Annotated in this window: 7 protein-coding genes; 3 read left to right on the top strand and 4 right to left on the bottom strand. The window is 59.2% G+C overall.

Translation table 11 applies throughout. From position 1 onward, the window contains the following. Nucleotides 1-87: 87 nt before the first annotated feature. Nucleotides 88-951, bottom strand: a complete 864-nt coding sequence (locus AC07N8_RS01370) for a LysR family transcriptional regulator (protein WP_483842422.1) — start codon at nucleotides 949-951, stop codon at nucleotides 88-90. Nucleotides 952-1,082: 131 nt separating this feature from the next. On the opposite strand from AC07N8_RS01370, the gene AC07N8_RS01365 reads away from it, so the two are divergent. Beyond that, entirely contained in the window at nucleotides 1,083-3,713 is a 2,631-nt protein-coding gene (locus AC07N8_RS01365) for an MGH1-like glycoside hydrolase domain-containing protein (protein ID WP_493141978.1), read from the top strand. A gap of 82 nt (nucleotides 3,714-3,795) precedes the next feature. Here the strand turns inward: AC07N8_RS01365 and AC07N8_RS01360 are convergent, their stop codons facing one another. From AC07N8_RS01360 to AC07N8_RS01350, 3 genes are all read right to left on the bottom strand, one after another. Next, entirely contained in the window at nucleotides 3,796-5,643 is a 1,848-nt protein-coding gene (locus tag AC07N8_RS01360; RefSeq protein WP_493141976.1) for an amidohydrolase, read from the bottom strand. Nucleotides 5,644-5,938: 295 nt separating this feature from the next. Next, nucleotides 5,939-6,253, bottom strand: coding sequence for an SCP2 sterol-binding domain-containing protein (locus tag AC07N8_RS01355; RefSeq protein WP_483842419.1), 315 nt, complete (start codon nucleotides 6,251-6,253; stop codon nucleotides 5,939-5,941). A gap of 78 nt (nucleotides 6,254-6,331) precedes the next feature. Further along, a complete protein-coding gene (locus tag AC07N8_RS01350; RefSeq protein ID WP_493141974.1) occupies nucleotides 6,332-7,042 on the bottom strand; it encodes a histidine phosphatase family protein in 711 nt (236 codons plus the stop codon). A 204-nt stretch (nucleotides 7,043-7,246) separates the two neighbouring features. Here AC07N8_RS01350 and sohB point away from each other — a divergent pair, with 204 nt between their 5' ends. Then, nucleotides 7,247-8,269, top strand: a complete 1,023-nt coding sequence (gene sohB, locus AC07N8_RS01345) for a protease SohB (RefSeq protein ID WP_483842417.1) — start codon at nucleotides 7,247-7,249, stop codon at nucleotides 8,267-8,269. A 183-nt stretch (nucleotides 8,270-8,452) separates the two neighbouring features. Continuing rightward, entirely contained in the window at nucleotides 8,453-12,193 is a 3,741-nt protein-coding gene (locus tag AC07N8_RS01340) for a dermonecrotic toxin domain-containing protein (protein WP_493141971.1), read from the top strand. The last annotated feature ends 19 nt before the right edge of the window (nucleotides 12,194-12,212 follow it).

The following is a 12,212-nucleotide window of genomic DNA, read 5'->3' as shown; positions in this document are numbered from 1 at the left end:
TGCTTATTGTTATAACCAGCAGATTAGCTGATCTCCCTGCAAAGGCTGGCGCTACTTAGAGGACACAAACGCCATGATCCGGTGTGCTCAGGTCAGTGGATTCCAGCGCTGCGACCAGTCTTCATCGGACTGGATCAATTCACGCAACAAATCGAAGGCCCGCTGCAGGGTCGCCGAGTCACGATCACGCGAGTACACCAGGTAGGTCGGGTAACTGAACTCCGGGGCCTTGGGCACGGCTTCCAGTACACCGCTTTCCAGGTAACTACGGACCACGCGCGTGCGGAAATAGCCGCTGCCGCCATTTTCCAGGATGTACTGCAAGCCGAGCGGGCCGAGGTTGAAGCTCAGCGGGGCTTTGGCTTTTTCCGGCAGGGCGGCATCGTGCTGGCGTCGGAAGTCCGCTCCCCAGTCGATGTACACGTAAGGATCGGGTTTGCCGGCGAGGCGCACCTGCACCAATTTTTCTTCCAGTACCTGCTCGACTTGCAGTCGCGGCCAGTACTCCGGCTGATAGACCAGCGCGGCATCGAGTACGCCCAGTTCCAGTTGCCGCAAGAGGTTTTCGCCGTCGCGAATTTCCATGCGCAGGGCGTGGCTGGGAATCTTCTCGCGCAGTTCGCCGGCCCAACTGAGCATCAACGGGTTGCACAGGCTGACTTCGCCACCGATGTGCAGCACATCGCGGTAACCCTCAGGCAACGGCAAATCCCGACGCGCCGCTTCCCAGGTCTCGACCAGTTGATTGGCGTAGACCACAAAGGCCTCGCCATTGGGTGTCAGGCGCGCGCCGGCGCGGTTGCGCACGAACAGCGTGCTGCCCAGCTGACTTTCAAGCTTCTGCACGCGCGCGGTGATCGCGGTCTGGGTGACGTGGAGCTTCTCGGCGGCGGCAGCGAGGCTGCCGTGGCGGACGATTTCCAGAAAGGTGCGGGCGAGGTCGATGTCCATAGGGCGGCCGGTGCGAGAAGTGCGAGCATTGTAGGAGCACTCCCACCCTGTGGCGAGGTGTCATGGTTTTCACATTGCTGGTGGGGCGTGCGCACTACACTGCAACCGTCTCCAGCCCAACGGCCCGACCCATGACGGTAAAGCACGCAGCAAACATCCTCGATACCACTGAAGGCCTGCGTCTGGCTGGCAGCCATGCCGAGGCCTGGCGCGAATGGGGGCCTTACTTGAGCGAACGCCAATGGGGCACGGTGCGCGAAGACTACAGCGCCGACGGTGATGCCTGGCGCTATTTTCCTCACGAACACGCCCGCAGCCGGGCCTATCGGTGGGGCGAGGACGGGCTGGCCGGGTTCAGTGACAAGGCTCAGCACTGGTGTCTGGGGCTGGGCTTATGGAATGAGCGTGACCCGATTCTCAAGGAGCGTCTGTTTGGCTTGAACAACGCCGAAGGCAATCATGGCGAGGACGTCAAAGAGCTGTATTTCTACGTCGATGGCGTGCCCAGTCATGCCTACATGCGCATGCTCTACAAGTATCCGCAGGCTGAATTCCCCTATGCAGACCTGGTGGCCGAAAATGGCCGCCGTGGCTTGGCCGATACCGAGTATGAAATCCTCGACACCGGCGTGTTTGAAGACAACCGTTATTTCGACGTGACGGTGGAATACGCCAAACAGGCGGCAGATGACATTTTCATGCGCGTCACCGTGCATAACCGATCCGATCAGCCAGGACGGCTTCACGTGTTGCCGCAACTCTGGGCGCGCAACACCTGGAGTTGGGCGGCGGACGTGCCGCAACCAAGCCTCTCGCTGAGCGGCGATGAGGTCCTGGCCCGGCACCCGCAAACCGCCGATCGGCAGGCCCGCGCCTGGGGCGAGGAAGACTGCCAATGGCTGTTCTGCAACAACGAGAGCAACTTTCCCAAACTGGACGGCGTGGCAGCGAGTGGTCCGTTCAAGGACGGCATCAACGACTTCATCGTCGATGGCCACAACGATGCGATCCGCGATGACACGGGAACTCGCGTGGCCGCGCATTTCATCCTGGCGTTCGAGGCTGGCCAGAGCCGATGCGTCTACCTGCGTTTTGCCCCGACCGACGCGGCCCGGGTCAATGCCAAAACACTGTTCGAGCGGCGTCGCGCTGAAGCCGATGAGTTTTACGCGGCGCTGCAAACCGGTATCGCTGATGCGGATGCGCGCAATGTTCAGCGTCAGGCGCTGGCCGGGTTGCTCTGGTCGAAACAGCTGTATTACTTCGACGTCAACCAGTGGCTCGACGGCGACCCGGCGCAACCGCCGCCACCTGCCGGGCGTTCGCACATTCGCAATACGCATTGGCGGCACTTGTCGAATTTCGACATCGTCTCCATGCCCGATACGTGGGAATACCCGTGGTACGCCTCGTGGGACCTGGGCTTTCAGGCGGTGGCGTTCGCGCTGATCGACCCTGGATTCGCCAAGCATCAATTATTGCTGCTGGTCAAAGACCGCTTCATGCACCCTAATGGCCAGCTACCGGCCTACGAATGGCGATTCGACGACGCTAACCCGCCGGTGCATGCCTGGGCGTGTTGGCGGGTGTATCAGCAGGACAAGGCGCTGACGGGCGTCGGCGACATGGACTTCCTTGAACGGATCTTCCACAAACTGCTGCTGAACTTTTCCTGGTGGGTCAACCGTAAGGACGCGGAAGGTCGCAATCTGTTTCAGGGTGGATTTCTCGGGTTGGACAACATCGCATTGTTCGACCGTTCGGCGTTATTGCCACCCGGTTATCAACTGGATCAGGCCGACGGCACGGCGTGGGTCGCCGCTTATGCGCTGGACCTGATGCGCATCGCGCTGGAGTTGGCCAAGCGCAACAGTGTGTACGTCGACATTGCGGTGAAGTTCTTCGAACATTTCCTCTACATCGCCGGGGCAATCAACCGGGTTGACTCCGACGCCGAAGGATTGTGGGACGAACAGGATCAATTCTTCTACGACGTGCTGCATCGTCCCGATGGCGTCAACGAACCGCTGCGGTTGCGCTCGATTGTCGGCCTGATGCCGCTGTTTGCCGTGCAGGTGCTGGAGCAACACGAGCATGAAGGGTTACCCGGATTGCGTGAGCGTCTGCTCGGTTTCATGCGCCATCGCCCGGACCTCGCCAGCCTGGTTTCACGCTGGACGGAACCGGGCGAAGGCAACCGGTTCCTCCTGGCTTTGTTGCGTGGCGAGCGCACCAAGGACCTGCTCAGGCGCATGCTCGATGAAAGCGAGTTTCTCTCCCCGTTCGGGATTCGTTCGTTGTCCAAAGCCTTTGCTGAACAGCCCTTTGGATTGCTGATCAACGGTGACCAACTGTGTGCTCATTACGAGCCGGCAGAATCAGAGTCCCGGCTGTATGGCGGCAATTCCAACTGGCGCGGGCCGGTGTGGATGCCGATCAACTACATGCTGATCGAATCCTTGCGCGAGTTTCATCGTTATTACGATCAGAACTTTTCAGTGGAATACCCTACGGGGTCGGGGTTCCTGGCGTCACTGGAAGAGGTCGCCGACCGCTTGAGCCAGCGACTCACCGGGCTGGTGCTTCGCGATGACGCGGGCAATCGGCCGTCAATGGCGGCGTATCCACAGCTGCAGGCAGATCCTGCCAGCCGCGACCTGGTGTTGTTCCATGAGTATTTTCATGGGGAAACCGGACGCGGGATGGGGGCGAGCCATCAGACGGGATGGAGCGCGCTGATCGCGTTGTTGCTGCAACCTTGATCGACTGAGCGACGCAGAACCAATGTGGGAGCGGGCTTGCTCGCTCCCACAGGGGACTATCCGTGTCTTCTGGACCCTACATTCAAAACGCAAAACACGAACAGCCAAACGCGCCCCAGAATCCCTGAAAGTCACTGACCGGCGCTGACGACATCCGCGCCCGCTCATGGCTGTGCGCATGCACCGCGCAGGCACCTGCGCATTGATGAACCTGTGCGGTCATCGGTGTCAGGTGTTTCCAGTGCCCCGGCACCTTGGTCACCGGCGACCACTCCGGCACCACAGGAATCGGCGGCGGCCCGAGTTTTTCGAACTCATGGGTGCCGTGGACAATCTTGCCGTCGACAATGGTCAGCACCGACTCGATCCATTTGATCGCTTCATCCTCGATGTGGAAATAGTCCGCCGACAGTGCAATCAAATCCGCCAGTTGCCCGACTTTGATCATGCCTTTCTTGCCCTGCTCGGAAGAGAACCAGGCACTGCCATGGGTGAACAGCTCCAGCGCCGTGTCGCGGCTCAAGCCTTGCGGGTACAGTTCCAGGCCACCGACCGTGCGGCCACTGACCAGCCAATACATCGACGTCCAGGGGTTGTAGCTGGAAACGCGGGTGGCATCGGTGCCGGCGCCAACCGGAAGGCCTTCGGCGAGCATGCGCGCGATGGGCGGGGTGTGTTCGGCGGCTTTGGCACCGTAACGGTCGACGAAATACTCGCCCTGAAACGCCATCCGGTCCTGTATCGCAATACCACCGCCCAAGGCTTTGACCCGTTCGATGTTTTGCGGCGTGATCGTTTCGGCGTGGTCGAAAAACCACGGCAGACCGTTGAATGGAACGTCGCGATTAACCTTCTCGAACACATCGAGCATGCGGCTGATGGATTCGTTGTATGTGGCGTGCAAGCGAAACGGCCAGCGTTGCTCCACCAGATGCCGAACCACCGGTTCCAGTTCCTGCTCCATGGTTTGCGGCAGGTCCGGGCGCGGTTCGAGGAAGTCTTCGAAATCCGCCGCCGAGAACACCAGCATTTCCCCGGCACCGTTGTGCCGCAGGAAATCGTCGCCCTGGCCGTAATGTGAAGTGCTGGTCCAGTTCTTGAAGTCGGTCAGTTCTTCCTTGGGTTTCTGGGTGAACAGGTTGTAGGCGATGCGCACCGTGAGCTGTTGGTCTTTGGCCAATTGCTGGATGACCTGATAGTCGTCCGGGTAGTTCTGGTAACCGCCGCCGGCATCGATGGCGCTGGTGATGCCCAGGCGATTGAGTTCGCGCATGAACTGGCGGGTCGAGTTGACCTGGTATTCCAGCGGCAGTTTCGGCCCCTTGGCCAGGGTCGAATACAGGATCATTGCATTGGGTCGGGCGATCAGCATGCCGGTCGGGTCACCGTTGGCGTCGCGCTGGATTTCACCGCCCGGCGGGTTCGGGGTGTCGCGGGTATAACCGACCACTTTCAGTGCGGCGCGATTGAGCAGGGCGCGGTCGTAGAGGTGCAGGACAAACACCGGGGTATCTGGCGCGGCCTTGTTCAATTCATCAATCGTTGGCAAGCGCTTCTCGGCAAACTGGAATTCGTTCCAGCCACCAACCACCCGCACCCATTGCGGCGTGGGTGTGCGATCGGCCTGGTCCTTGAGCATGCGCAAGGCATCGGCCAGTGACGGCACGCCTTCCCAGCGCAGTTCGAGGTTGTAATTGAGGCCGCCACGGATCAGGTGCAGGTGCGAGTCATTGAGGCCGGGAATCACTGTGCGACCGTGCAGGTCGATGATGTGCGTACCAGGGCCTTGCAGGGCCATGGCCTGGGCATCGCTGCCAACCACCACAAAGCGTCCGTCCTTGATCGCGACGGCGCTGGCCTGGGGTTTTTTGCGGTCAACGGTGTGCAGGCGTCCGTTGTACAGAATGAGGTCGGCGGGGGTATCGGGCATGGTTTTACTCCCTGCGAAAAGCGGGCTGATCCAGGCACCGACAGCACCTGCCGAAAGGCCTTGCAGTACACGTCGGCGGTTAAAACCGTCAGGGTCGTCAGGTGGGCTCATGGCCGTGCTCCGCGCAATGGGGTCGGGGGGCAAACAGCCGATGTCTGACGCATGCGGCCAGAAGGAATATAGACGGTGAATCCGCAGGGGGGCGTTTTCCGCGGTCGGAAAACGACGAATCCCGCCACAAGGGGCGGGATTCGTTGATAGCCAGACAGGCTCCCGAAGGTCGGGAGCCGCCGTCTTAGCCTGGGAACAGCTCGGACAGTTTCATCGCCAGCATCATGTCGCCTTCAGCGCGCAGTTTGCCGCCCATGAACGCTTGCATGCCGTCGGTCGAACCGTCAACGATGCCTTCCAGGGTTTCGCCGTCCATCACCAGGGTGACCTGGGCGTCAGGGTTTTCGCCTTCTTGCAGCTCGCAGGTGCTGTTTTTGACGATCAGCGAGAAGTTCTTGGTGTCGTCGATGCGGAAACCGAATACCAGGTCCAGACCGGCAGCAGCGGCTGGGTTGAACTTGGCTTTCATTGCTTGTACGGCATCAGCTACGGAGGTCATGGTTCGATCCTTTCTTGGGTAATAAGAGCAGGGTAATTACAGCTGGGTGATTACAGCCAGGGTCACAATAGTCCGGACTCAACGAAACGTGATGAGTTCCGGGGCCTTCAGCAGTTGCAGGTGTGCATGACTGTTGAAGGAAGCCAGCGCCACCTCGCGACCACGGAACTTCAAGTGGTTGAGCGAGGTGTTGACGATTTGCCAGTTCAGTTCGAATGCCTGCCGGGCAGGCATGTGTGTAATGAGGTGGAGCAGGGCAGTGATGGTGCCACCGGAGGTAAACACGGCGATTTTCTGGGTGCTGTCGGCACTTTCCAGGATTCGTTGCAGGCCGGCTTGCACGCGCTCGACAAAACCCAGCCAGCTTTCCAGGCCCGGCGTGTCATAGGTGCCAGCTAGCCAGCGTTCGATGATCAGGGCAAAGATGCGCTGGAATTCGGCGCGGTTTTGCGCGGCGTTGCGCAGGATGTCCAGCGCCTCGGGTTCGTCCTCCAGCATGGCCGGCAGCAGCGCGCGGATGACCGCGTCGGCGTCGAACTCATTGAAGGCAGGATCGATTTCCAGGGTCGGCACTGGCAGGCCCACGGCGGCATACTGTTCCAGCGCGCTGTTGGCGGTATGTTGCTGACGGCGCAGGTCACCCGAGAGGCAGCGATCGAAGCTGATACCCAGCTCGGCCAGGTGTTGGCCGAGGATTTCTGCCTGGCGAATACCGGTCGGCGACAGGACGTCATAGTCGTCTGCACCAAAGGAGGCCTGGCCATGTCGAATCAAATAGATACTGCCCACGTCCGCGTCATCCCGGTACGTTGAAGGTTTGGCGAGGTTATGAGGATGGCGCTGAGCTGTCAATGAAAAAACATACGCTTGTTTGAAATGGCCGTTACAGGCCTGTTGCCAGAGGTTTCACGGCTGGTCGTCGGGCTGGCGCATGGGTATGCTGAACACATCCCGCGCGTGATTTAAGTCGCGCATCGTCATGAAGGAGTCAATGTGGAGTTTCTCACCGAGTACGCCAGCTTTCTGGCCAAGACCGTGACACTGGTGATCGCCATTCTGGTGGTCCTGGCCAGTTTTGCGGCATTGCGCAGCAAAGGTCGACGCAAGGCGGCCGGCCAGTTGCAAGTCAGCAAGCTCAATGATTTCTACAAAGGGCTGCGTGAACGCCTGGAGCAAACCTTGCTTGACAAGGATCAGCTCAAGGCCTTGCGCAAGTCCCAGGTCAAATCCGAGAAAAAGCAAAAGAAAGTCCCCGAGGCCAAGCAACGCGTGTTTGTGCTGGATTTCGACGGCGACATCAAGGCGTCTGCCACCGAGAACCTGCGCCACGAAATCACCGCGCTGCTGACGCTGGCCACGCCCAAGGATGAAGTGGTGCTGCGGCTGGAAAGCGGCGGCGGCATGGTTCACAGCTACGGCCTGGCGTCCTCGCAACTGGCGCGGATTCGCAATGCCGGCGTGCCATTGACCATCTGCATCGACAAGGTCGCGGCCAGCGGCGGCTACATGATGGCGTGCATCGGCGAGAAGATCATCAGCGCGCCGTTCGCGATCCTCGGCTCGATTGGTGTGGTGGCACAGTTGCCTAACGTCAACCGCCTGCTGAAAAAACACGACATCGATTTCGAAGTGCTGACCGCCGGCGAGTACAAACGCACCCTGACCGTGTTTGGCGAAAACACCGAGAAGGGCCGCGAGAAATTCCAGGAAGACCTGGACATTACTCATCAGCTGTTCAAGAACTTCGTCGCGCGCTATCGCCCGCAACTGGCCATCGATGAAGTGGCCACCGGCGAGATCTGGCTCGGTGTCGCCGCCCTCGACAAACAACTGGTCGACGAACTCAAGACCAGCGATGAATACCTCGCCGAACGGGCAAAAAATGCCGAGCTCTTTCACCTGCACTACGCCGAGCGAAAAAGTCTGCAAGAGCGCATTGGCATGGCGGCCAGCGGTTCGGTCGATCGCGTTTTGCTGACCTGGTGGAGCCGGTTGACCCAGCAACGCTTCTGGTAATCGTCAGCGCAAATTGTCTTGAAGAAAAAACCGGGCTCATGTCCCGGTTTTTTTTGCTTTGGCTCCGTCCACATTCCTTCCTGAAATGGGGAAATCTCCTAAGGCGGCCGTCGTCGCTGTCCTGCATCCAATGGAACAGCGGCTGGTTAGGGTGGTGTTCCAAATGTTCGCAATGGAATGCACATGACCGACCTCAATCAAGGCCACGACTCCGGCCCGCTACGAATGCGCGACGAGCTCAACGCCGCCGTGAACATCGCGCTGCCACAAACCCCTGATCAGTTTGGGGCACGCTTGATCAAGGAAAAGTGGGGGGCGGATATCGATCCGCAGGCGGCGCTGCTGGTCACGCTCGATTACAACTACAAAGGCCATCCTGCACAGGACGGCATCCAGCAGGGGCAAGTGGCGAGCTCGCAATCGCTGTTGCAAGTGCTGCTTTCCAATTATCAAACGGTGGGCGACGGACGATTTGCAGAAACCGTGTTTGGCCTGTACACGGCACCGGACATCGGGCCATCCGTTCGCATCGTGCCGCATGTCGATGAGTTCGCTGATCACGGCAGCGGCAATCACCAGACCTACGAAGGCATTTATCGCCAGACGACCCCGCAAACCTATGGGCCATCAACGCAGATCCCCTTGAAGCCCGCAGACTTCAAAAAGTGGGTGTGGGAGCTGGATTTACAGAGTTTGTACAAGGCGTATCTCGATCAGGCCTGGCCGTCCGACGAGGCGATTGTCGCGCCGCAATCCTATGCATTGAGGACGTCGGTCAAAGCGGCATTTGTCATGACTGCCTGGCTGCAGCGGCATGAGCAACGCTTGAGTCAAAAGGGACTGGAGCTTGCGATGCAGGTAGCCGGTTTACCGGTGGATCAGGCATGGGAAACGCTGACGATCGAATCATTGCAAGCGCCCACCCGAATCCCCTCCACGGTTACGGCGAGCCGTTTAAAGCTGTATGGCTACATCGCAATCGACATCTGGACCTTTCGTCTCGCCGCCGGCCCCCAGGTGTTGATGTACATCCCGGGCAACTCCTCACCCCTGCATGACTTCGCCGACGTCTCGCAGTTGCACCAATGGGTGGTCGCACAGAGCAAGGACAATGCAACGAAGCAAGCGTTGGCGGCTCACTTTACCGACGAGGATCGCCAGGACGGCACCTTCCATGCCGGTGTACTGACAGCGCTGGACGGCATGGCGATTTACCCGCAAAAGCATTGGCTGAAGAGCAATGCCGGTTTCTTCAACAATGACGGGTATTGGGACCCAGCCGAGTACATTGGCTTCGACGATCAGCCACCTGCGACCGATCCGTTTGCACGGTGGGTTTTGACGATGAAGCAGGCTGCCCGAGAAAGCGCCAAAACCATCCGGGACGACGCGCAAGTCAACCGCGACAATTTGAGCGCGGTGGTCGAACCAGTCGTGCAATGGATAAACCGGTTTGGGCCGTTGGCCCTGTTTGTGCCGGGGGGAGAGGGAGTATTGGCGCTGGCCGGACTCATCGACGCTGGTTACGGGCTGGATCAGGCCGTGAACGGTAAAACGCCCAGCGAGCGCAAGGAAGGCATATCCCGCACAGTATTTGGTTTGCTCAATGCGCTGCCGCTGGCCGGCGCGGGGGCGGACGTTAACGTTGGAAGCGCCGAGAACGAGGCAATTGGGCCAAGTGAACACGTCGCCCTCGTAGCGCCGGTCGAGGAAAGTGTGGCAGCGCCTTCCAGGCTATCGCGGCTGGAACTGATCCGCGGCATTGGCCCCTCGGTCGCGTCATTCAGCGATGAAGTCCTGGCGCAGATCGGCAAAGTCAGTGCGGTAGATGACGACATGCTGCGGTTGATGAACGCCGGTCGGCCACCGACGCCGTTGTTGGCCGACACGATCAGCCGCTTCAAGCTCGATCAGGAATTGGGTGGGGCTGGGCAAACCGAGTTGTTCAACAGTCGTTATGCCGCGCTGCAGCAATCAGAGCATGAATGGGTCCGGCTGTTTCAGCGCCAGTATCCGGGGCTTCCAAAAAGTGCCATTGAGCAAATGCTTGACCGCGACGGCGTAGACATCAGCACGACGCCCGACGCTGTCGAGGTCAGGACAGTATTCCAGCGTCTCGACAGCAAGGCCCGTCAGTACCAGCAGCATGTGCGCCTGAATCGTGCCTACGAAGGCCTTTACCTTGGGTCGGTTGCCAATGCCGAGACGGATACGCTGGCGTTGCACTCCCTCCAGAATGTGCCCGGATGGCCCAAAAACCTGCGGATAAACATTCTTGACCATTCTCCCGCTGGGCGGGTTCTGGACAGCTGCGGTCCACTCGATGCAGCTAATACTCGCATCCTCATCAGCGCGCAAAACCGCTATCAGCCTCCAACCATGCCATCGGACTTCTATGAGGCTGTGCTCGCCATTTTGTCCAAGGACGAACGCTCGGCGTTACACCTGACGTCAGACGATCCCGCCAATGAGTTGCGGCTCAAGGTCGGCGCAGTCGCGCTGCCTCGTTCGCAAACCCTGCTCGGGTTGCAAAGGATGGACAGCGGACTGACGTTTGAGCCTCAGGGGTTGCGTGGCGGAGGTTATCCGACGACACCGCAAGGCACAGCCATGACCCACGAGATGATGAGGTTGCAGCTCAAGGATATTTATCCCGACTTCACCTCAGCGCAGGCCGATGAAACCCTGCAGCGGGTGGGCAATACTGCGCAAGCTTATATTGATGGGCTAAAACAGCAATTACGGCAACTGCACACTGATTTAAACGGCTGGATAGATCAGGTTCCCCAGGATGTCGATGACATGGACCTTGCTTTTCTGGCTGTTGGCGATGTGGCGGCTCAGGGTTTGAACCCTGCACAAATCGCGGCCTATAACGTCCAGCTGCTGATGGAGGAGATGCAGGACGAGCGAGCCCTGAGGACGGAGCTCGCCGAAGAATTGATGAACATATGGCAAAAGCGTGGCGGTTCCCCACGTACCACGCTGGGTATGAATTTCGAAAACTATCACCGATTGCCAACGTTGAATGTGCGTTTCGACGACGTGACCGAGCTTTTGATGCAGGGCTTCCATCTGACCGAGCAAGACAGCCTTAACGGGTTTCTCGAGAGCTTTCCAAATCTTGAGATATTGAATCTGGAAAGCGTGGACTTGCGTCACTACTTCGTGGCCGGCGATGCGGGTCGCTCTTTGCCGCCCGCCATCGGTCAATTGACACACCTTCGCACTCTGAACCTGCGAGCAACTGAGTTGGTATTCACTGACAGTGCCGCTTCACAGCTGCGTGACCTGACCCATCTGCAATCGCTGGATTTAAGTGACAACCCGCTGGCTGTGCCCCCTCTGGTGTTGGGCATGAACGAACTACGCCAGCTCAACCTGAGAAATACACACATCAGCCGGTGCCCGATCGGTATCAAGGACGAGCCCTATCTGACAACCCTGGATTTACGGGATAACCAGATCACCCGGGTACCGTCAGCGATCATAAACCAGGCAATCGAAGATGATCGTGTGTTGCTCTTGGGGAATCCGCTGACAGACGAAGACACGCTACGCCGGTTGGTCAGCCATCGAGAGGAGACAGGCATCAATTTATGGCTCAACGCGCCCGGCGCCGGCTATGGCTCGCCGAGGGTATGGCTGCGAGATTACGACCCGGCGTTGCAGCAGTCCCGACAAGCACTTTGGCAACGACTGGCAGGCAAACCTTCCGGCACCCGGTTTTTAGCGGTCATGGACAGGCTGAGTCTGACGGCCGATTTTCAAGTCAGCTATCTGCCGCTACAAACACGAGTCTGGAGATTGTTGAACGAGGCCGATGCGTCTGAGGAAATGTGGAATCGACTAAGTCACAGCAGCGGGCGCTTTGATCATCCGATGGCGGCTTTCAGGGCACTGGAGGAGCGGGCCAATCTTTGAATTGAAGCAGGAGGGGAGC

Source organism: Pseudomonas sp. GW821-FHT10C09, from assembly GCF_059415465.1.
Note: the sequence above shows the minus strand (reverse complement) of the source record. Positions and strands in the feature narration are given on the sequence as shown.